Raw genomic sequence first — 18,370 nt, 5'->3', positions numbered from 1 at the left:
GTCAATCTGCGGCGCGGGCATGGGCGCAAGGGCCTACAGGAGGCTAATTCCGCTTAGCGGAGTTTACTCGATTTGCAGGCTCTTGATTTGCAGGCCGCGGCAAACTCGGTAAACAGGGCGCCAGCAACTTACAACGGGAAGGAAATACCGGATGGCAAAGGAAGGCTTGTGCGCAATCGTGACGGGGTCCGCCTCCGGCCTTGGCGCTGCGACCGCGCAGATCCTCGCGCGCAGCGGGGCGCGGCTCGTCATCAACTACTCCTCGAGCCAGAAGGAAGCGGAAGCCACGGCCGAAGTCTGCCGCAAGGCGGGCGCGGCGGAAGTTCTGGTCGCGCAGGGCGACGTTTCAAAGGATGAGGATTGCCGCAAGATCGTCGCGGCAGCGAGCGGCTGGGGCCGGCTCGACATCCTCGTCAACAATGCCGGCACCACCAAGCACGTCGCTCACGGCAATCTCGACGGGCTCTCGGCAGAGGATTTCCAGCGGCTCTACGGCGTCAACACCATCGGTCCGTTCCAGATGGTGCGCGCCGCGCGCAGCCTGCTCGAAGCCGGCGCGAACGCCTCGGGGCGTCCGTCGGCGGTGGTGAACGTCTCGTCGGTTGCCGGCATCAGCGGCGTCGGCTCGTCGATCGCCTATGCCGCGAGCAAGGGCGCATTGAACACGATGACCCTGTCGCTGTCGCGCGCGCTGGCGCCGCTGATCCGCGTCAACACGGTATGCCCCGGCTATATCGACACGCCCTGGTTCACCAAGGGCCGCGGCGAGGACGGCGCAAAGCAGGTGCGCGACAGCGTGGTGGCGAAGGTGCCGCTCAAGGTCGCATCAACCGCCGACGACATCGCGCAGCTCGTCTGCTTCCTCGCCATGCCGGCCTCCAGCAACATGACCGGCGAGGTCGTGCGCATGGACGCGGGGATGCATTTGATTACGTGAACTCGTCATTGCGAGCGAAGCGAAGCAATCCAGAAAGCGTCCGCAGCGACGGTCTGGATTGCTTCGTCGCAAGGGCTCCTCGCAATGACGGGGTGTGAGGCGGCAGCGTGCCCTTACGGTTTACGCCGCTACCCCTTGATCACGCCGCTCGCCACCAGCCGGTGCCAGATGAACAGCACCACCACCGCGCCGACCGTGGCCATGATGAAGCCGGCGCCCTGGTCGGGGCTGTAATGGCCGATGGCCTGGCCGACGAAGGTGGCGAGAAACGCGCCGGCGATGCCGAGGATGGCGGTGAGAATGAAGCCGCTCGGATTGTTCGGCCCCGGCGCGAGCCAGCGCGCGATGAGACCGGCAACGAAGCCGACGACGATGATCCACAACAGGCCGCCCATACTCATGAGTGTGCTCCCCTTCTCCTGAACGCGCAGATCAGACGTTGATTAAATTCTGCCCGAGATTTCGTTCTCGGTCGGCAACCTTCCGTCGGGCGTCAGATGGTCGATCACCTGCGGCAGATACTGGCTGAGGCCGGACAGCAGCTCGTCGCGCGACAGGCCGCTCTGGGCGGACAGGCTCTCGATCTGGTCCGCGCCGAGCGCATTGGCGAGATCGCCGGGCGCGATCGCCTTGTTCTCGCCCTTGCCGACCCAGGAATTCGCAGTCTCGCCATGACCGCCCTGTTGGAGCTGGTTGAGGAGGTCGCCGAGGCCGCCGCTGAGCACGGTGCCGGCCGCGCCGCCCGCGAGCAGGCCGCCGAGGCCACCCTTGAGCAGATCGCTGAGACCGCCGCCGCCGGGAAGCGTGGCATTGCCCGTGTTCACCGGCGTCGGAGGCGGCAGCGGCGACCGCTGCTGTGGCGCCGCCCCGGGCTGACCTGCGGTCATGTGCTTGAACGCCTTCCAAGCGAGCAGGCCGAGCAGCGCCATGGTCATCGGCGACATGCCGCCGGAGGATTTCTCGGAGCTTGGCGTGCTCGGGCCACGCGGGCCGTTCTGCATGCCGTTGAGGACGTCGAGTAGGCCCATGGTGCTCTCCTTTGGCGTCTCGTTCGGCGAGCTCTCGCCGCTGATAGCCCCTGGGGCGAAAACATATGGGGCTCTCATGACGGTTACAAGGCGGATGCGCCGCGATGGGCAGCCGGCCGCGCCTCTGCTATCGAAGGCCGGTCATTCAGGGAGCGAAGCCAGTGGTTACGGATCGACCGATCGTGGTGGCCGGCGCGGGCGCCATCGGCTGTTTCGTCGGCGGCCAGCTGGCGGCGTCGGGCCGCCGCGTCGCGCTGCTGGTGCGGCCGCGGGTGAAGACCGAGATCGAGCGGTTCGGCCTGCTTCTGACCGATTTCGACGGCTCTGAGAAGAAGCTCGGCGCGGGCCAGCTCGCGCTCTCCGAAGATCCCGCGATCTTCCACAGCGCCGGCATCGTGCTGGTCACGGTGAAGAGCGCCGACACCGCCGATGTCGCGGATCAGATTGCGCAGCATGCGCCGCAGGATGCCGTCGTCGTCTCGCTTCAGAACGGCATCGGCAATGTCGCGGTGCTGCGCGAGCGGCTTGGCGACGATCTTGGCGGCCGGCGCGTGCTGGCCGGCATGGTGCCGTTCAACGTGATCGCGATGGGCGAGGGCCGCTTCCACCGCTCGACCTCCGGCGACATTCATGTCGGAGAGGACGCCGAGAACACGGCCGCGGCGCTCTCGGTCGCCGGCCTCACGGTGCGCGGGAGCCGCGACATCACCGGCGTGCAATGGGGCAAGCTGATCATCAACCTGAACAACGCGCTCAGCGCGTTGTCCGACATGCCGCTCGCCGCGCAACTGGCGAACCGCGACTGGCGACGATTGTTCGCCGATCAGATGGCGGAGGGGCTGGCTGCGATGAAGGCCGCCGGAATCACGCCGGTCTCGGCGACGCCGATCCCGCTGAACTGGACGCCGACATTGCTGAAGCTGCCGGATGTGATCTTCAATGCCATCCTGGGGCGGACGATGAAGATCGATCCGGAGGCACGCTCCTCGATGTGGCAGGATCTGAAGCAGGGTCGCAAGACCGAGATCGACTATCTTCAGGGCGCCGTCATTGCGCTTGCCGACCAGAACGGCATTGCCGTGCCGCTGATGCGCCGCATTGTTGCGCTGATCAAGCAGGCTGAAGTCGTGGGCGTGGGCCCGCCGCGGCTGACGCCGCTCCAGATTCGCGGGACGGCTTGAGTGGGACGGAGGCGTGCGATGAGGCGTTGTTGGATGACCGGGCTCGCACTGGCTGCCCTCTGCGGCGCATCGACGCTCGCTTACGCCAGGCCGCCGACGGTGATGAACTCGCCCGGCTACGACAGGCGATTGCAGGAGAGCCGGTCGCAGCTGGGTGGTCCATCGACGTCAGCGCCGGTGAATGCGCCGGAGGTCAAGCCGAAGCGGGCCAAGAAGAAGCACAAGAACTGACGTGACACCCTCCGCCGTCGCCGGGACGACAGAGTTTGTAGGGTGGGCAAAGCGAAGCGTGCCCACCATCTTCCTTGTCTTGCTGAAGCGGTGGGCACGGCGCGCGAAGCGCGCGCCTTTGCCCACCCTACAAGTCTGCGGCGGAGTGTGAGGCCGCTCAGCCCTTCTTCGCCGGCTTGCTCGGCGTCGGATTGAACAGCTTCTTCAGATCGTTCAGGCTTTCCGACAGGCGCGGCCATTCGCAGGAGAACGAGCCCTTGGTGCAGGGTGCGCCCTTCGGTCGCGGGGTGCCTGTCTGCTGCACCTTCGGCCGCTCGACCGGGACGGGCACGCGTTCGACGTCGGTTCGCATTGCCACCTGCTGAAGCTGCTGGACCTGTTGCTCCTGCTGCTCGCGCTGTTGGCGGGCAGTGGCTTGGGCCGCTTCATTGCTGCGGCGCTGATTGGCGAGATAGGCGGTGTAGGATTCGTCGATCTTCCTCTGCTCCTCCGGCGTCGGATTCGGTCCGGCGATGTCGAAGGTGCGGTCCTGGAGGAAGTCGTAATAGGAATAGCCGCCACCCGCCTTGCGGCGGCCGGCGAATTTGGCATTGCAATCGGCAAGCGCAGCGGTTTTCTCGGTCTTGGTTGCTGCCTTCTCGGCGGCGTCGGCGCATTCCTCGAAATCGACCGGCGCGCGCTTCCACCATTGCGCCTGGGCATGCGACGGCGTCAGCAGAAAAAGCCCTGCTGCGGCAACGAGAAGCGCCGCACGACGCGATGCAAACACGGACGACATTCTAAAAGAGCATTCCCTATCAAACTCAACCCGAACTGAGTCGAGCCGAATTTTTGCCCCTTTATTGCCGGCTTGTCACCCGTGGAACCCGGGAATTTCTGGTCTGTGATGCTGACATTTTTTGCTTGACGTGGCGCGGGAGTCACAGCGCGGGGCCGGCCCGCTGCTAGACTTCGCACCGTGAGCGCCGTGAGGCGGCGCCAAGAAGACGATGCGGACGCGCCTTCCCGATTCCGCAGGTGCGCGCCGAGTGAGAAAATCACGAAAGGATTTTGCGACATGACCATCACCATCGCGGCGAACAGCGTGCCAAAGCCGCCGGCCGACATCATCGAGGGCTTTCGAGGTGCGCCGACCTCGGTCATCTCGGACAATCTCGCCCGGCTGCCGGGCGCGGTGGGGCTCAAGCCCTATCATCGCGGTGGCAAGCTGGTGGGGACGGCCTTCACGGTGCGTACCCGGCCCGGCGACAATCTGGCCATCCACCGCGCGCTCGAACTGGTCGGTCCGGGCGACGTCATCGTGGTCGATGGCGGCGGCGACGAGACCCGCGCGCTGGTCGGCGAGATCATGAAGAACATCGCGCAGTGGCGAAAGGCGGAAGGCTATGTCATCGACGGTGCGATCCGCGATGTCGCCGCGTTCGCGGCCGATGACTTCCCCTGCTACGCCCGCGCCGTGATCCATCGCGGCCCCTACAAGAATGGCCCCGGCGAGATCAACGTGCCCGTGACGATCGGCGGCAGCGTGATCGCGCCCGGCGACATCGTGGTCGGCGACGAGGACGGCGTGGTGTCGTTCCCCGTCGCCGGCGCCGCGGCGCTGCTGGACGCGGTGCGTGTCCAGGTCGCGCGCGAGGAGGAGACGCTGAAGGCGATCCGCGAGGGCCGCTATCAGGGGTCTTATGGAAAGTCCTGATCAGGCGGGGTTTAAGTCAAGGCAATGGCTGAACTGATCGCAAGTCGAAGTCGGCCATTGCTATTTTCGAACGTGATTTCACGACGTTTGTTTCGGCCAAAGTTCTCTCATGCTTTTTGATGCTGAGGTTACTTTAAATGATGAGGAATTACGCGATCGTCCTGCCTGGTTTCCTGCTTCTGTGGGTCTCTGATGCTGCACCGAGACAGGGCAGCGTCGATTGGGCTGTCGCAAAACTTGAATTTCCCGCAGACGTGACGCCGTACGAAATTTATGAGCAGCCCGAAACTCTGGTGGAGCTGGAGCGTGTTCTGGCGGTTGTCGGTTATGATATCGAAGCCACGGGAAAAACGGACAAGGACGGGCCATTCAACAAGACGATCCAGGAGTGCCAAATACGCGACGTGAGGGATTGGCAGATATTTGAAACGAACTGCGAGTTCGAGTTCGGGGCGTCAGGGAGCGCCCTTTTTCGTGTGTGGGGCCGTCGAATGACCCTGCTCGGCGTCGTTTTCGGGGACTATCACGATAAAGATTATTGTCCGCGAGGTGGCTGTGAGTTCAAGAGCCGGAAATGGTCGAGCTTGTTTGTGACCTTGAGGGGCGAGTTCAAAGACCGGCTCTCGGCCGCCGTGCGTCAGTCTCGAGCAAGATAAAACGTAGAAGGGAAAATGACGTGAGCCAGAAGGACGAATTCCACAATATCGATAATCCCGACGACGGCCTGTTCCGCGAGCTCGCCGCGGGGGTGACCACGCGCATCTTCTCCGGCGAGCAGGCGATGTTGTCGGTGGTGACGCTGGCGCCGCATGCGCAAGGGTCGCTGCATCATCATCCCGAGGAGCAATGGGGCGTGCTGCTCGACGGCTCCGCCATCCGCGTCCAGGGCGACGAGGAAATCCCGGTGAAGAAGGGCGATTTCTGGCGCACGCCCGGCAATGTGCCGCACACCATGCGCGCCGGCCCCGATGGCGCCCGCGTGCTGGACATCTTCAGTCCGCCTCGGCCAGAATACAAGAAAGCGGGGTCGGGTTTCGGAACGACCTGAAGCGCCAAAGAGCAAAAGCCAGGCGCTGAAACAAAGGGAGGGGACTATGACGATCACACGACGGGCGCTGCTGGCCGCGCCCGCCATCCTGGCGATGGCACCGGCAAGCGCACAAGCCTCGAAAATCACGCTGGTGGTGCCGTTTCCGCCGGGCGGCTCGACCGATGCGATGGCGCGGCTGCTCCAGAGCAATCTACAGACAAAACTCAACCGCATCGTCGTGGTCGAGAACAAATCCGGCGCAGCCGGCGCGCTCGGTGCGGCGCAAGTCGCCAAGAGCCCGGCGGACGGTTCGACGTTCCTCGTCACCTTCGATTCCCACGCGGTGATTCCGTCGATCCTCGACAAGCCGCCTGTGGATGTCGAGCGCGAGCTGATGCCGGTGTTGCTGATCGGCACCGCGCCTTACGTGATCGCCGCCGGCGCCGGCCGTCCCTACAAGAGCTTTGCCGAGGTGGTCGCGGCCTGCAAGGCAACGCCCGGCGCGGTGAAATATGCCTCCGTCGGTATCGGCACGCTCGGTCATCTCGCCATGACCGTGCTCAGCAACAAGGCCGGCGTCGAGATCATGCATGTGCCCTATCGCGGCGGCGGCCCGGCCATGAACGACGTGCTCGGCGGCCATGTCGATCTGATCGCGGGATCGGCCGCGCTGGTCGCGGCCCAGCTCGGCACCAACATGCTGCGTCCGATCCTGCAGCTCGGCCGCGAGCGGCTGCCGGCCCTGCAGGACACGCCGACCGCGATCGAGGCCGGCTTTCCGGACTTCGAGACGCTGGCATGGTGGGGCATCTTCGCGCCCGCGGGCACGCCGCCCGACATCGTGTCCGCCATGGCGACTGCGTCGAAGGAGATCCTGAGCGAGCCTGCGACCGCTGCCCAGCTCAAGGAGACCCAGCACATGACGCTGCTGCTCCAGGACGGCCCCGCCTTCAAGACCTTCTTCGACAAGCAGGTCGCCTATTGGGGCAAGGTGGTGAAGGACAACAATATCAAGGCATGAGAGGCCTATTCCCGGGATTGCCATCCCGGGTCCAGTGCGCTCCCGCGGGCTTGAGCGTCAGAGCATCTTGCCGACGATCTTTGTCATATCTGGCGCCGAAAACGCGCGCAGCGTTTCGGTGCGGACATTGCCGAGTGCGGCGAGACTAAGGCTGAGCGACATCGCGGCAGCCTCATCTGGAGCCTCGAGAACGGTGACAACGTCATATCGTCCCTGCGTCCAGACGATCTCTTTCACGGTCACGCCGAACGTTTTGGCCATTTCCTTGAAGGCGTCGGCCCGCTTCGGTGAGTCCTTGACGTTGCGGACACCCTGATCAGTGAAGTTCGACAGCACGACATAGGTTACCATGGTCGTTCTCCCTGGTTAGAACCCAGATACAATTCTCGCTTGAGACAACCGCGCCGAGCTTGCCACGGCGGCTGAGACAGCGCCACTTGTGCGTTCAGAGCGTCAGCGGACGTGACTTATTCGGTCAGGACAACGGACGCGCGAAACTGAGCTCATGGCCGTCGGGGTCGGTGAGATGGAAGTATCGCTCACCCCATTCGGCATCGCGCGGCGTGGTCGACGGCTGCCATCCGGCAGCGAGCGCCTGCGCGTAGGTCTCGTCGACATCGGCGACGTAGAAGATGGCGCGGCCCCACCAGGACCAGCGCTTGTCGTCCGGCTGCGCAGTCAGGTTGAGATAGCCGGTGCCGGCGCGAAAGCTCGTGAATGCGGCGGCTTCGCCACCATACAGGAGCTCGAACCCCAGCGACCGGTAGAAGTGCACGGCGCGCCCCATGTCATGCGTGCCGAGCGTGATGGCGCTGATGCTTTCGATCATGTGAGCTGCTCCGCCGAGAGGGGCCTGGACGCGATTGTATAGCCGCCTTGTTCAGGTTGACGATGGTCTGGCCGCCTGACGGCTGGCGAACCGCATTTTGCTCTGCTATGACGGCATCGGACCCGTACCCACGGGTTCCGCGGTCCCGTAGCTCAGCCGGATAGAGCGACGGTTTCCTAAACCGTAGGTCGGAAGTTCGAGTCTTCCCGGGATCGCCAGCCTAAAATCCGGTTTTTCAGAACCGTTCGCTGTCCCTTTCTCCCCCGCCAGTCAAGGCCCCAATAAAAAAAGATCGGCACTGCTTTGCGCGCCATCGTGCTTGCGGAGCGCGGGCCCTCTTCACATCTCCGCTCCCGCAATTCTGGGGTGTGGCCTTGGTTAACCCAGGCCGCCCAGTTGCGAATTGTGGAGATGAGCTATGGACCTCAATGGTTTCAATGGCGCCTGGCTGATCCAGCCGGCGCTGTGGGCCGCGGTAGCGCTCGCGTTCGTGATCGTGCTGCGCCTCGCCAATATCTTTCGTTACATTCCGAACAACCAGGTCGGCATCGTCGAGAAGCTATGGTCGACGACCGGATCGATCGACGGCGGCTTCATCGCGCTGAACGGTGAAGCCGGTTACGAGCCTGAAGTGCTGCGCGGCGGCCTGCACGTGTTCTTTCCGTTCATGTACCGGATTCATAAATCGGATCTGGTCACGGTCGGACAGGGCAAGATCGCCTATGTGTTCGCGCGCGACGGCGCGCCGCTTGGCGCCTCACAGGTGCTCGGTGCCAACGACAGCGAGGACAGGTCGGACTTCCAGGACGCGCGACGCTTCCTGCTCGGCGGCGGGCAGAAGGGGCCGCAACGGAAGATCCTGCGTGAAGGCACTTACGCGATCAACACGACGCAGTTCGCGATCATCACCGACGATCGCGTCTACGGCCACGCCTTGAGCGAGCAGGAACGCGGCGTGCTCGACGCCATGCAGCTCACCATCGCCGAGCGCTGGGGTTTTGCGCCCGTCGTGCTCGCGGCCGACCACGATCTGGTCGGCGTCGTCACCGTGCATGACGGCCCGTCGCTGCCATCAGGCGAGATCATCGCGCCGGAGGTCGGCACCGACCTGCGCGAGGATGATATCTTTCACAACAATTTCCAGGAGCCCGAGAAATTCCTGGCCGCCGGTGGCTATCGCGGCCGGCAGCTCCAGGTCATCGTCGAGGGCACCTGGTACATCAATCGTCTGTTCGCGACGGTCGAGGCGGTGCCGAAGACGGTGATCCCGGTCGGCAATGTCGGCGTCGTCATCTTCTACACCGGTCCGCACAGCGACGACGTGTCGGGCGAGCAGTACCGCCACGGCGAGCTCGTGGTGAACGGCGGCCGCGGCGTCTGGAAGGATCCGCTGCTGCCCGGCAAATACGCCTTCAACACCTATGCCGGCAAGATCGAGATCATCCCGACCGTCAACTTCATCCTGAAATGGGTGCGCGGCGAGGTCGGCGCGATGAAGCTGGACGAGAACCTCTCGGAGATCTCGCTGATCACCAGGGACGCGTTCGAGCCGACGCTGCCGCTCTCGGTGGTGATGCATATCGACTACAAGAAGGCGCCGATGATCATCCAGCGCTTCGGCGACGTGAAGAAGCTGGTCGAGCAGACGCTCGATCCGATGGTCAGCGCGTTCTTCAAGAACATCGCGCAGAAGATGACCTTGATCGAGCTGCTCCAGAACAGGGCGCAGGTCCAGGAGGAATCCGCGGCGCAGATGAAGGCGAAGTTCGAGAGCTACTCGCTCGACCTCCAGGAGGTCCTGATCGGCACGCCGCGCGCGGCGAGCGGCGACCACACGATCGAGAACATCCTGATCCAGCTCCGCTCGCGCCAGATCGCACGCGAGCAGATCGAGACCTATCAGGAGCAGGAGAAGGCCGCGGTGCAGGAACGCGCGCTGAACGAGGCCAAGGCGACGGCGGCGGCACAATCTGCGCTGACGCAGTCGCTCATCCAGATCAAGGTGAACGAGAACGAGGGCGCCGCCGCGCTCGCCCGTGCACAGAAGGACGCCGAGACCCGCAAGGTGACGGCGGCCGCGGTCGGTCAGCAGTCCCGGCTCGAAGGCCAGGGCGAAGCCGATCGCGTGCTGGCCGTGGGCACCGCCAACGCCCAGGCGACAAAGCTCTCGGTCGATGCCTATGGCGGACCGGAATTCAGGCTGGCCGAGCAGAACTTCGCGAAATTCGCGGAGGCGCTCACCAAGATCAACCAGCCGTTGGTGCCGCAATTCCTGATGTCCGGCGGGCAGGGCCAGGAGGGCAGCAATGCGGGCCTGATCCCGACCGCGATGCTGAGCTCGATGTTCGGCCGCATGATGCCTGATGCCCTGGAGCGGCTGAAGGACGAGGCGCCGAAGGCGGCCCGCAAGCCGAACGGACAGGATGCCCGCTGATTGCTTGATCGGCGCGAAAATTGCTAACAGAAACGACCGGGCTGGAAGCGCGCCTTTCAGCCCGGTCCATGCCCGTCCTTGCTACACCCGGAGACCATGATGCCTTTTGACTTGATCCTGCGCGGCGGAAGGGTCGTTGACCCCTCTCAGAAGCTCGATGCCGTGACGGATGTCGCATTTTCGGGTGGCAAGGTCGCTGCGATCGGCACTGGGCTCAAGGCGGATCCGGGCACCGATGTGCGCGACGTTTCCCGCTTCATCGTGACGCCGGGGCTGATCGATCTCCACACCCATGTCTATTGGGGCGGCACCTCGCTCGGCATCGACGCCGAGGAATTCTGCCGCCTCTCCGGCGTCACCACGGCGGTGGACACCGGCAGCGCGGGGCCCGGCAATTTCGCCGGCTTCCGCAAGCATGTGATCGAGCCGAGCCAGGTCCGCATCCTCGCCTATCTGCACGTCTCGCATGCCGGCATCTTCGGCTTCTCGCACCGGATCATGGTCGGCGAGAGCGAGGAGTTGCGGCTGATGAATCCGATCGAGGCGGCCCAGGTGGCCGATGCCAACCGCGATCTCATCGTCGGCATCAAGGTGCGCGTGGGCTTGCATTCCTCGGGCACCTCGGGGGTCGTGCCGCTCGACATCGCGCTCGAGGTCGCGAACGAGGTCGGCATGCCGCTGATGGCGCATATCGACCATCCGCCGCCGAGCTATGAGGAGGTGCTGGCGCGCCTGCGTCCCGGCGACGTGCTGACCCACGCGTTCCGCCCCTTCCCGAACACGCCGGCGACCGCGCAGGGCACGGTGAAGAAGGCGGTGCTGGACGCGCGCGAGCGCGGCGTGCTGTTCGACATCGGCCACGGCAAGGGCTCGTTCGCGTTCAAGACCGCGCGCGCCATGCTCGCCAACGGCTTCTATCCGGACACCATCTCCTCCGACATCCACCAGCTCTGCATCGACGGTCCCGCCTTCGACCAGGTGACGACCATGTCGAAGTTCCTGTGCATGGGCATGGAGCTCTCCGACGTCGTCGCGGCCTCGACGGTGAACGCCGCGATGGCATTGCGGCGCCCCGAGCTCGGCAGCCTCAAGCCGGGCTGCGTCGGCGATGCCACGCTGATCTCGGTCAAACAAGGCCAGTTCGACTATGAGGACGTCGTCGGCGAGCACCTGATCGGGGATCGCAAGATCGTCTCCGAAGGCGTCGTCATCGGCGGCCGCTGGTGGCATCCGAATTGAGCGGCGCTAAGCCTGCTCGCGATAGAATTGCAGCAAGCGCGCGCCCGCCGGCGAAAGCCAGTCGGGCGCGCCGGCGATGTAGCCGTCGAGGCGCCCGCCCGTTCCGACCAGATAGGTGATGGGCATGCCGAGGATCGAGAACATCTCGGTGGATGCCTTCGCCGCCGCGCCATAGGCATCGACATAGCAGGCGAGATTCGGCACGGCGAGGCCGCCGAGAAATGTGCGGATCTTGCGCAGGTCCCTGGTGTCCGTGCAGATCGCGACAATGTCGAGCCGGTCGGGCCGCGATCCTGCAAGGCTTGCGAGCATGGGCAGATCGAGTTTGCAGGCTGCGCACCACGTCGCCCAGAAGTTCACCAATGTGATGCGGCCCGGCTTCGCCGTCACGATCGCCTCCCGGCCGTGCACGTCCTGAAGCCTGAGCTGTGGCATCAATGCGCGCGGCCGCACCACCGTGAACTGGCTGCGCCCGGCCTCGAACGGCGGCGGCCAGCTGTCCTGCGCGCGGGCCGCACGCAGGGAAGCAAGAAGCGCCGGCGCGGCGATCAGGATTGATCGGCGCGACAGCCTTGCGTCGCCTTCGCGAGCCGCCTTACGGATGGATATAGGCCCAGCCCTTCAATTGCAGGTCGACCACGCGTCCGATGCCGAAGGGAACGAGGTTCGCGCCTGCTATCAACGGGATCGAGATCTGCTCCTTGGCTTCCGCGATCACCTTGGACGAGGCGCACATGCTGTAGGTGAGGTTCGGCAGCGACTGCCGCAGCGTCGCGAGCGGCTCGACCAGCGGCGTCCTGTCCGCCCGGAAGACGTCGATGCCCTTGCCGTTGGCGACGACCTCGATCAGCAACTTCGCGCCCTTGTCGGCGAAGTGCTTTGCGAGATTGGCCGAGTAGCTGATGGCGTGGCCCATGACGTAGGGCTCGTTGCTGTCGATCAGGATCACGACGCCATCAGTAAGGCGATCCTCCTTGGCGGCGGCGGAGCCGCCGGCCGTGAGGATCGCAGCGCCGGCGAGCAGGCCCCTGCGGGACCATCCTTTGTCAGAGATCATGGCTGCGGCGGCCGGTCAGATCTGCCGCGGCGTGATCGTCGCCTTGCTGTTGCGTCCCCACAGCACGAACAGGGCGAGCGCCAGCAGGACGATGTTGAGCGGCGTCACCGCGGCCTCGCCGCGCGAGATGTGGAAGACCAGCGCAAACACCTGCAGCACCGCGCAGCCGAGCGCGGCCAGCACCGTCAGCCGCGGCAGGATCCGCGTCAGCGCCGGGAGGAGAATGCCGATCCCGCCGGCGAGATCGACCAGCGCGATGGCGCGAACGAAGGTTTCGGAATACTGGCCGGCCCAGGGCATCGCCGCGGCAAGCTGGGGAATGGGGGTCAGCAGCTTGTACAGTCCGGCCGAGATGAAGACGAAGGCGACGAGGACCTGCGCGGCCCAGAGGCCGATGCGGAGGGCCCGGCCCGGGGCGGCGGTCTCAAGGGTGGTGGTGGACATGGTGGTTCTCCAGAGTGTGAGGGTTGCCACCATTTGATAGTTTCTCCATTTTTGATCATTATCCCATTCAGGATTGGTTCCTTTCCTGGATATTGATGATCTCATGGATTCCCTGGTCAGCATGAGGGTGTTCTGCCTGGTCGCCGAGCTGAAGAGCTTTGCGACCGCGGCGCAGCGCCTGCGCATCTCGCCTGCCATGGCGAGCAAGCACGTGATGCAGCTCGAGAAGCGGCTCGGCACGCGGCTGCTCAACCGGACCAGCCGGCGCGTCAGCCTGAGCGAAAGCGGCGCGCTGTATTTCGAGCAGGCGCGGCAGATGCTGGATTCGCTCGACGAGGTCGAAGCCGCCGTCAGCAAGGCCACCGTCGTTCCGCGCGGCACGCTGCGGCTGACCGCGCCGGTGTGGATGGCGAACACGATCTTCGCGGGCGTGCTGGCGGATTACCAGGCGCGCTATCCGGAGGTGCGGCTCGACATCGATCTCAGCGGGCGGCTGGTCAATCTGGTCGAGGAGGGATTCGACCTTGCCCTGCGCGCGACCGGCACGCCCGACGAGGCGTTGATCGCGCGTCCCATCACGGGCGTCCCGTTCTACATGGTGGCCGCTCCCGCCTTCCTCAAACGCGCGGGCCGCCCGGCGAATTTCGCCGATCTCGCCGGCGTCCCCGTGTTGCACTACGCGCTCTATCCCGGCGAGACCTTTTCCTACACGGGTGAGCGCGGTACCGAGACAATCAAGCTCAATCCGGTCTTGCGCAGCGGCAACGAAACGCTGCTGCACATGGCCGCGATCGAAGGCATGGGCCTCGCGTTCCTGCCCAAATGGCTGGTCGCGGACGACATTGCCGCCGGCCGTCTCGAGCACGTCCTGCCGGGGCATATCATGTTCGTCGGAAAGCTGTTCGCGGTCTATCCGAGCCGCAAATATCTCTCCGCGAAGGTCAGGACCTTCATCGACTTCATCGCCGCCGACAAGCGGATGAAGTGACCAGCTACAACGAGCTGATCATAAGGATCTGGCGATCAGCAGTTTCATGATCTCGTTGGTGCCGCCATAGATCTTCTGGATGCGGGCATCGATGAAGATGCGCGAGATCGGGTACTCCTGCATGTAGCCGTAGCCGCCGAACAGCTGCAGGCATTCGTCGGCGGTCTCGACCTGCTTCTCCGAGCACCAATATTTCGCCATCGATGCCGTGACGGTGTCGAGATCTTTGGCGACCAGCCGCTCGATGCACCAGTCAACGAAGACGCGCGCGATCATCGCCTCGGTCTTGCGCTCGGCGAGCTTGAAGGCGGTGTTCTGGAAATCCATCAGCGGCTTGCCGAAGGCTTTGCGCTCCTTGGTGTAGTCGGTGGTGAGCTTGACGGCGCGCTCCATCGCGGCGACGGCGCCGACCGCGAGCGCGAGGCGCTCCTGCGGCAATTGCTGCATCAGCTGGACAAAACCCTGGCCTTCCTCCTTGCCGAGCAAATTCTCAGGCGGCACGGTCACGTTGTCGAAGAACAGTTCCGACGTGTCGGAGGCGTGCAGGCCGATCTTGTCGAGGTTGCGGCCGCGCTTGTAGCCGTCCGCACCCGCGGTCTCGACCACGATCAGCGAAATGCCCTTCGCACCGGCTTCGCCGGTGCGCGCGACCACGATGACGAGATCGGCGGCCTGGCCGTTGGTGATGAACGTCTTCTGGCCGTTGATGACGTAGGAATTGCCCTGCTTCTTGGCGGTGGTCTTGACGGCCTGGAGGTCCGAGCCGGTGCCGGGCTCGGTCATGGCGATGGCGCCGACCATCTCGCCCGAGGCCATCTTCGGCAGCCAGCGCTTCTTCTGCTCCTCCGAGCCGTAATTGAGGATGTAGTGCGCCACGATGGCGCTGTGCACGGAGACGCCGGTGGTCAGCTCCGGCACCGTGCTTTCGAGGTCGTCCAGCACGGCGGCGTCATAGGCGAAGTTGGCACCGAGGCCGCCATATTCCTCCGGCACGCTCGCCAGCAGCGCGCCCATCTCGCCGAGCCCGCGCCAGGCGAAGCGGTCGACCATTTTCTGCTCGCGCCATTTCTCGGCATGCGGCGCCAGGTCCTTGGCAAGATATTTCCGGAACTGGTCGCGGAAGACGTCGAGCTCTTCGGTCATCCAGGAGGAGCGATAGGACATGGTCACCTCGGTTGATGCGGCGTTCCGGCTTGGTAAGCCAGGGCGCGGCGGCAATTATTGTGTTTTCAGGCTGCGCCGGTGACGCTACCAAGGCGGCCGTAACAGCGTCTGTCGGGATGGCTGATTGTGGCGACCAAAACTCAAGAGCTCAAGCTCGACATCGAGCGTATCGGCACGGTCTCCGCGATCCTGACGCAGCCGGCCGATGCACGCGCCTGCTACGTCCTCGCGCACGGCGCGGGTGCGGACATGCGGCATGCCTTCATGGAGAAGGTCGCGGCCGGCCTCAGCGAGCGCGGCATTGCGACGTTCCGCTTCAATTTTCTCTACATGGAAAAGAAACACGGGCGCCCCGACCAACCGGCGGTCGCGCACGCGGCGATTCGCGCGGCGGTCGAGGAGGCGGCGCGGCTATGCCCCGGATTGAAGCTCGTCGCGGGCGGAAAATCGTTCGGCGGGCGCATGACCTCGCAGGCGCAGTCCAAGGCCCCGCTGCCTGGCGTCAAAGGCCTCGCATTCCTCGGCTTTCCCCTGCATGCCGACAAGAAGCCGTCGTCCGAGCGCGCCGATCACCTCACGGGCATCGCGATCCCGATGCTGTTCCTGCAGGGAACGCGCGACGGGCTTGCCGACCTGAGCCACCTCAAGCCTGTCGTCGAGAAGCTCGGGGCGAAGGCGACGCTGCATGAGGTCGCAGGCGGCGACCACTCTTTCGCGGTGTTGAAGAAGACGGGCCGGACCAATGACGAGGCGCTCACCGAGGTGCTCGATACGCTCGCGGCCTGGATCGATACGCTCGCCTGAGGCTCAGGCTGAATAGAGCCCCTTGTCGCGTGCCTTCTGGATCGCCAGTGCCGCGATCAGGTCGAGCGTCGGTGTCGACAGGCCGGCGGTGCGCGCGAAGGCGGCGGGCGCCCTCACCAGCACGTCGATCTCCATGGCGCGGCCGAGCTCGTAATCCTGCAGCAGCGACGGCTTGTGGTTGGGGGCGGGGCCGCTGCGGGTGACGCGCTTGACCTCGGGAATGAAGTGCTGGGCGATATCGTTGGCCTCGTTCAGCATGCGCGGAATGAGTTCGGCGAAAGCGGGGTCGTCGCGCACCCCGCGCGCAGTCTGGCCGGTGAGCAGGCACAGCACCGACAGCGACATGTTGGTCAGCAGCTTTGACCAGATTGCCTCGCGGATCTCGGCCACCGGCGGTGATTCCAGCCGCGCGTCGTTGAACGCGCCGCGGAGTTTCGTGATGCGCTCGCAATTGCGATCGTCGCATTCGCCGATCAAAAGCCGGTTGCGGTCCGGCGTGAGGTTCTGCACGACGCCGGGCGCGGTCACCTCGTTGGAGGAGAAGATGACGCCGCCGATGATCCGCTCCTTGGGGATGCAGGCGCGCAGGCGGCCGCCCGGATCGAGGAAGGAAATATCCGGCGGTGTCGGATGCCGGGGCGGCAGGCCGATGCCGTACCACCAGGGAATGCCGTTCTGCGCGAACACGATGGCGGTGTCCTCTTGCAGCAGCGGCTTGATGCTGGACACCAGTCCCGTGAGCGCAGTGGCCTTCAGCGTGGAGATCACGACGTCCTGCGGACCGAGCTGGGCCGGGTCGCCTGAGGCGTTCACCTTGGCGCTGACCTCGGAATCGCCGACCCGCAGCTTCAGGCCACCCGCCCGCACCGCCTCCAGATGCGCGCCCCGCATCACGCAACTGACCTCGTGGCCGGCGCGTGCCAGCCGGACCGCAAGGTGGCTGCCGACGGCGCCCGCGCCGAAAATGCAGATCCGCATGTGATGTCCCGTCCCTGATCCCGAACTGTCGCCCGGCGCCAGCATGACACAAGCCGCCATGCGATGGACGCGGCCGCCCTACGCCGGAAAGATATGGATCGGAATGCACGGCCTCGGTCATAGTGCGCGCCAAACAAACGACCGGAGGATCGCCGATGACCGCCAGCCCCGTCCTGTGGACCCTTGATGAGCGTGGGGTTGCGACCGTCACGTTGAACCGGCCCGAGGTCAACAACGCCTATGACGGCGCGCTGATATCAGGTGTGCTCGCGGCCATGGACGATCTCGGCAAGAAGCCCAATCTGCGCGTCGTCGTGCTCAAGGGCAACGGCAAGCATTTCCAGGCCGGCGCCGACCTGAAATGGATCAACGGCGTGCGGCCGCAATCGGCCGAGGCGAACGAGGCGGCGTCCCGGGCGACTTTCGAAGCCGTGCAGCGGCTCAACACGCTGCCGATCCCGACGGTCGCGTTGGTGCAGGGCGGCTGCTTCGGCGGCGGCACCGGCGTGATCGCGGCCTGCGACGTCGTGATTGCCGCCGACAACGCCCTGTTCTCCATCACCGAGGTGCGCTGGGGCCTGACCGCCGCGATCATCATCCCGCAGCTTTGCGACGCTATCGGCGTGCGCCAAGTGCGCCGCTACGCGCTCACCGGCGAGCGCTTCGGCGCCGAGGACGCCCGCCGCATCGGCCTCGTCCACGAGGTGGTGCCGCTGGCCGATCTCGAAGCCGCCGGCAGCAAGGTGGTCGAGCAACTGCTCGCCAACGGTCCGGAGGCGATGGCCGAAACCAAGCGGCTCGCGCTGGAGAGCTCGTTCGGCGGAATGGCCGTGGACGATGCCGCCTACAAGCGGCTCGTGCAGCTGCATTCGCTCAAGCGCCAGAGCGCGGAGGCAGCCGAAGGGCTGGCGTCGTTTGCGGAGAAGCGGGCGGCGAAGTGGGGTGGCGGGAAAGGCTGAACGTCAGCAGCCGCGGCAGATGTTGTTGATGCTGCGATAGACAGCGTCGTCGTCCTGCCGCATCTGGCGCAGCGTTTCGAGCGTCTGGCCGTCGTTGGCTGGTGCAACGGGCTTGCGCTTCGCCGCCATCTCGTCCTCCTGGCGCTTGTAGCAGGCCTCGCGATCGGGCTTGGCCTGGATGAAGCGGCAGTTCTGCTCCACGGCCGCCGCGGGAGTGGCGGAGATCGCGAGAACGATCAGGGCGGGCAGGGCGAATTTCAGCACTGTCGAATTCATGGCGCCCCTTCTCTCAGGTCCGTTGATCGAGGGCAATCGCTAACTTACGACGATAGTGTGTAGCCCGGATGAGC

The 18,370-nt window shown here is 65.0% G+C and carries 23 protein-coding genes and 1 tRNA gene; 13 read left to right on the top strand and 11 right to left on the bottom strand.

What is annotated here, in order from left to right; translation table 11 throughout:
* The first annotated feature begins 151 nt into the window (after positions 1-151).
* Positions 152-937: an SDR family NAD(P)-dependent oxidoreductase gene (locus RAD15_RS35095; protein ID WP_458183293.1), complete on the top strand. Its 786-nt coding sequence runs from the start codon at positions 152-154 to the stop codon at positions 935-937.
* A gap of 128 nt (positions 938-1,065) precedes the next feature.
* Here the strand turns inward: RAD15_RS35095 and RAD15_RS35090 are convergent, their stop codons facing one another.
* Together RAD15_RS35090 and RAD15_RS35085 are read right to left on the bottom strand one after the other, a co-directional pair.
* On the bottom strand, positions 1,066-1,338 hold the full coding sequence (locus tag RAD15_RS35090; RefSeq protein ID WP_458183291.1) for a GlsB/YeaQ/YmgE family stress response membrane protein: 273 nt from the start codon (positions 1,336-1,338) through the stop codon (positions 1,066-1,068).
* A gap of 42 nt (positions 1,339-1,380) precedes the next feature.
* Complete coding sequence (locus tag RAD15_RS35085; RefSeq protein WP_458183290.1) at positions 1,381-1,965, bottom strand: YidB family protein; 585 nt, start codon at positions 1,963-1,965, stop codon at positions 1,381-1,383.
* Between the two features lie 161 nt (positions 1,966-2,126).
* Between RAD15_RS35085 and RAD15_RS35080 the strand changes: the two genes are divergently transcribed.
* Positions 2,127-3,146: a 2-dehydropantoate 2-reductase gene (locus RAD15_RS35080; RefSeq protein ID WP_458183288.1), complete on the top strand. Its 1,020-nt coding sequence runs from the start codon at positions 2,127-2,129 to the stop codon at positions 3,144-3,146.
* An 18-nt stretch (positions 3,147-3,164) separates the two neighbouring features.
* Positions 3,165-3,377 carry a hypothetical protein gene (locus tag RAD15_RS35075; protein ID WP_458183287.1) on the top strand — a complete coding sequence of 71 codons (213 nt, stop codon included), beginning with the start codon at positions 3,165-3,167 and terminating at the stop codon, positions 3,375-3,377.
* 157 nt (positions 3,378-3,534) lie between these two features.
* Here RAD15_RS35075 and RAD15_RS35070 read toward each other — a convergent pair whose 3' ends face one another.
* Positions 3,535-4,155: a hypothetical protein gene (locus RAD15_RS35070; protein ID WP_458183286.1), complete on the bottom strand. Its 621-nt coding sequence runs from the start codon at positions 4,153-4,155 to the stop codon at positions 3,535-3,537.
* Between the two features lie 279 nt (positions 4,156-4,434).
* Here RAD15_RS35070 and RAD15_RS35065 point away from each other — a divergent pair, with 279 nt between their 5' ends.
* From RAD15_RS35065 to RAD15_RS35050, 4 genes are all read left to right on the top strand, one after another.
* Complete coding sequence (locus RAD15_RS35065) at positions 4,435-5,073, top strand: RraA family protein (protein ID WP_458183285.1); 639 nt, start codon at positions 4,435-4,437, stop codon at positions 5,071-5,073.
* A 137-nt stretch (positions 5,074-5,210) separates the two neighbouring features.
* A complete protein-coding gene (locus tag RAD15_RS35060; RefSeq protein ID WP_458183283.1) occupies positions 5,211-5,729 on the top strand; it encodes a hypothetical protein in 519 nt (172 codons plus the stop codon).
* Positions 5,730-5,749: 20 nt separating this feature from the next.
* Positions 5,750-6,121 (top strand): dimethylsulfonioproprionate lyase family protein, encoded by a 372-nt coding sequence (locus RAD15_RS35055; protein ID WP_458183282.1) that lies wholly within the window; start codon positions 5,750-5,752, stop codon positions 6,119-6,121.
* A 46-nt stretch (positions 6,122-6,167) separates the two neighbouring features.
* Positions 6,168-7,124, top strand: a complete 957-nt coding sequence (locus RAD15_RS35050; protein ID WP_458183281.1) for a tripartite tricarboxylate transporter substrate-binding protein — start codon at positions 6,168-6,170, stop codon at positions 7,122-7,124.
* Positions 7,125-7,181: 57 nt separating this feature from the next.
* On the opposite strand, the gene RAD15_RS35045 is transcribed toward RAD15_RS35050, so the two are convergent.
* Both RAD15_RS35045 and RAD15_RS35040 read right to left on the bottom strand, forming a co-directional pair.
* Positions 7,182-7,475, bottom strand: a complete 294-nt coding sequence (locus RAD15_RS35045) for a GYD domain-containing protein (RefSeq protein WP_458183280.1) — start codon at positions 7,473-7,475, stop codon at positions 7,182-7,184.
* A 124-nt stretch (positions 7,476-7,599) separates the two neighbouring features.
* Positions 7,600-7,953: a VOC family protein gene (locus tag RAD15_RS35040; RefSeq protein WP_458183279.1), complete on the bottom strand. Its 354-nt coding sequence runs from the start codon at positions 7,951-7,953 to the stop codon at positions 7,600-7,602.
* 141 nt (positions 7,954-8,094) lie between these two features.
* Between RAD15_RS35040 and RAD15_RS35035 the strand changes: the two genes are divergently transcribed.
* The 3 genes from RAD15_RS35035 to RAD15_RS35025 all read left to right on the top strand — a co-directional run bounded on the left by RAD15_RS35035 (position 8,095) and on the right by RAD15_RS35025 (position 11,626).
* Positions 8,095-8,171 (top strand) — tRNA-Arg (locus RAD15_RS35035).
* 200 nt (positions 8,172-8,371) lie between these two features.
* Positions 8,372-10,387: an SPFH domain-containing protein gene (locus tag RAD15_RS35030; RefSeq protein WP_458183278.1), complete on the top strand. Its 2,016-nt coding sequence runs from the start codon at positions 8,372-8,374 to the stop codon at positions 10,385-10,387.
* Between the two features lie 99 nt (positions 10,388-10,486).
* Positions 10,487-11,626 carry an amidohydrolase/deacetylase family metallohydrolase gene (locus RAD15_RS35025; RefSeq protein ID WP_458183277.1) on the top strand — a complete coding sequence of 380 codons (1,140 nt, stop codon included), beginning with the start codon at positions 10,487-10,489 and terminating at the stop codon, positions 11,624-11,626.
* A 6-nt stretch (positions 11,627-11,632) separates the two neighbouring features.
* Here the strand turns inward: RAD15_RS35025 and RAD15_RS35020 are convergent, their stop codons facing one another.
* The 3 genes from RAD15_RS35020 to RAD15_RS35010 form a co-directional block, all read right to left on the bottom strand.
* Positions 11,633-12,061, bottom strand: coding sequence for a TlpA family protein disulfide reductase (locus RAD15_RS35020; RefSeq protein WP_458183276.1), 429 nt, complete (start codon positions 12,059-12,061; stop codon positions 11,633-11,635).
* Between the two features lie 160 nt (positions 12,062-12,221).
* Positions 12,222-12,683, bottom strand: a complete 462-nt coding sequence (locus RAD15_RS35015; RefSeq protein ID WP_458183275.1) for a DsrE family protein — start codon at positions 12,681-12,683, stop codon at positions 12,222-12,224.
* 15 nt (positions 12,684-12,698) lie between these two features.
* A complete protein-coding gene (locus RAD15_RS35010; protein WP_458183274.1) occupies positions 12,699-13,127 on the bottom strand; it encodes a DoxX family protein in 429 nt (142 codons plus the stop codon).
* 103 nt (positions 13,128-13,230) lie between these two features.
* Here RAD15_RS35010 and RAD15_RS35005 point away from each other — a divergent pair, with 103 nt between their 5' ends.
* Positions 13,231-14,115: a LysR substrate-binding domain-containing protein gene (locus tag RAD15_RS35005; protein WP_458183273.1), complete on the top strand. Its 885-nt coding sequence runs from the start codon at positions 13,231-13,233 to the stop codon at positions 14,113-14,115.
* A gap of 18 nt (positions 14,116-14,133) precedes the next feature.
* Here the strand turns inward: RAD15_RS35005 and RAD15_RS35000 are convergent, their stop codons facing one another.
* The gene (locus tag RAD15_RS35000; RefSeq protein WP_458183272.1) at positions 14,134-15,279 is read right to left on the bottom strand and encodes an acyl-CoA dehydrogenase family protein; all 1,146 of its coding nucleotides are present in this window, start codon (positions 15,277-15,279) and stop codon (positions 14,134-14,136) included.
* Between the two features lie 126 nt (positions 15,280-15,405).
* On the opposite strand from RAD15_RS35000, the gene RAD15_RS34995 reads away from it, so the two are divergent.
* Positions 15,406-16,083, top strand: a complete 678-nt coding sequence (locus RAD15_RS34995; protein WP_458183271.1) for an alpha/beta hydrolase family protein — start codon at positions 15,406-15,408, stop codon at positions 16,081-16,083.
* A gap of 3 nt (positions 16,084-16,086) precedes the next feature.
* Here RAD15_RS34995 and RAD15_RS34990 read toward each other — a convergent pair whose 3' ends face one another.
* On the bottom strand, positions 16,087-17,061 hold the full coding sequence (locus RAD15_RS34990; RefSeq protein WP_458183270.1) for a ketopantoate reductase family protein: 975 nt from the start codon (positions 17,059-17,061) through the stop codon (positions 16,087-16,089).
* A 155-nt stretch (positions 17,062-17,216) separates the two neighbouring features.
* Here RAD15_RS34990 and RAD15_RS34985 point away from each other — a divergent pair, with 155 nt between their 5' ends.
* Positions 17,217-18,020 carry an enoyl-CoA hydratase-related protein gene (locus tag RAD15_RS34985; RefSeq protein WP_458183269.1) on the top strand — a complete coding sequence of 268 codons (804 nt, stop codon included), beginning with the start codon at positions 17,217-17,219 and terminating at the stop codon, positions 18,018-18,020.
* Positions 18,021-18,023: 3 nt separating this feature from the next.
* Here the strand turns inward: RAD15_RS34985 and RAD15_RS34980 are convergent, their stop codons facing one another.
* Positions 18,024-18,296: a hypothetical protein gene (locus RAD15_RS34980; RefSeq protein ID WP_458183268.1), complete on the bottom strand. Its 273-nt coding sequence runs from the start codon at positions 18,294-18,296 to the stop codon at positions 18,024-18,026.
* Positions 18,297-18,370: the final 74 nt, after the last annotated feature.

This window comes from Bradyrhizobium sp. 14AA, from assembly GCF_054185205.1.
This window is presented reverse-complemented; position numbering and strand designations above follow the sequence as displayed.

Excerpts from the sequence above, each read along its gene's own strand:
- RAD15_RS35090 (WP_458183291.1), bottom strand. The coding sequence starts at position 1,338 with ATGAGTATGGGCGGCCTGTTGTGGATCATCGTCGTCGGCTTCGTTGCC.
- RAD15_RS35010 (WP_458183274.1), bottom strand. The coding sequence starts at position 13,127 with ATGTCCACCACCACCCTTGAGACCGCCGCCCCGGGCCGGGCCCTCCGC.
- RAD15_RS35015 (WP_458183275.1), bottom strand. The coding sequence starts at position 12,683 with ATGATCTCTGACAAAGGATGGTCCCGCAGGGGCCTGCTCGCCGGCGCT.
- RAD15_RS35095 (WP_458183293.1), top strand. The coding sequence starts at position 152 with ATGGCAAAGGAAGGCTTGTGCGCAATCGTGACGGGGTCCGCCTCCGGC.
- RAD15_RS35050 (WP_458183281.1), top strand. The coding sequence starts at position 6,168 with ATGACGATCACACGACGGGCGCTGCTGGCCGCGCCCGCCATCCTGGCG.
- RAD15_RS35000 (WP_458183272.1), bottom strand. The coding sequence starts at position 15,279 with ATGTCCTATCGCTCCTCCTGGATGACCGAAGAGCTCGACGTCTTCCGC.
- RAD15_RS35060 (WP_458183283.1), top strand. The coding sequence starts at position 5,211 with ATGATGAGGAATTACGCGATCGTCCTGCCTGGTTTCCTGCTTCTGTGG.
- RAD15_RS35070 (WP_458183286.1), bottom strand. The coding sequence starts at position 4,155 with ATGTCGTCCGTGTTTGCATCGCGTCGTGCGGCGCTTCTCGTTGCCGCA.
- RAD15_RS35075 (WP_458183287.1), top strand. The coding sequence starts at position 3,165 with ATGAGGCGTTGTTGGATGACCGGGCTCGCACTGGCTGCCCTCTGCGGC.
- RAD15_RS34980 (WP_458183268.1), bottom strand. The coding sequence starts at position 18,296 with ATGAATTCGACAGTGCTGAAATTCGCCCTGCCCGCCCTGATCGTTCTC.
- RAD15_RS35045 (WP_458183280.1), bottom strand. The coding sequence starts at position 7,475 with ATGGTAACCTATGTCGTGCTGTCGAACTTCACTGATCAGGGTGTCCGC.
- RAD15_RS35025 (WP_458183277.1), top strand. The coding sequence starts at position 10,487 with ATGCCTTTTGACTTGATCCTGCGCGGCGGAAGGGTCGTTGACCCCTCT.
- RAD15_RS35030 (WP_458183278.1), top strand. The coding sequence starts at position 8,372 with ATGGACCTCAATGGTTTCAATGGCGCCTGGCTGATCCAGCCGGCGCTG.
- RAD15_RS35020 (WP_458183276.1), bottom strand. The coding sequence starts at position 12,061 with ATGCCACAGCTCAGGCTTCAGGACGTGCACGGCCGGGAGGCGATCGTG.
- RAD15_RS34990 (WP_458183270.1), bottom strand. The coding sequence starts at position 17,061 with ATGCGGATCTGCATTTTCGGCGCGGGCGCCGTCGGCAGCCACCTTGCG.
- RAD15_RS34985 (WP_458183269.1), top strand. The coding sequence starts at position 17,217 with ATGACCGCCAGCCCCGTCCTGTGGACCCTTGATGAGCGTGGGGTTGCG.
- RAD15_RS35065 (WP_458183285.1), top strand. The coding sequence starts at position 4,435 with ATGACCATCACCATCGCGGCGAACAGCGTGCCAAAGCCGCCGGCCGAC.
- RAD15_RS35005 (WP_458183273.1), top strand. The coding sequence starts at position 13,231 with ATGGATTCCCTGGTCAGCATGAGGGTGTTCTGCCTGGTCGCCGAGCTG.
- RAD15_RS35040 (WP_458183279.1), bottom strand. The coding sequence starts at position 7,953 with ATGATCGAAAGCATCAGCGCCATCACGCTCGGCACGCATGACATGGGG.
- RAD15_RS35085 (WP_458183290.1), bottom strand. The coding sequence starts at position 1,965 with ATGGGCCTACTCGACGTCCTCAACGGCATGCAGAACGGCCCGCGTGGC.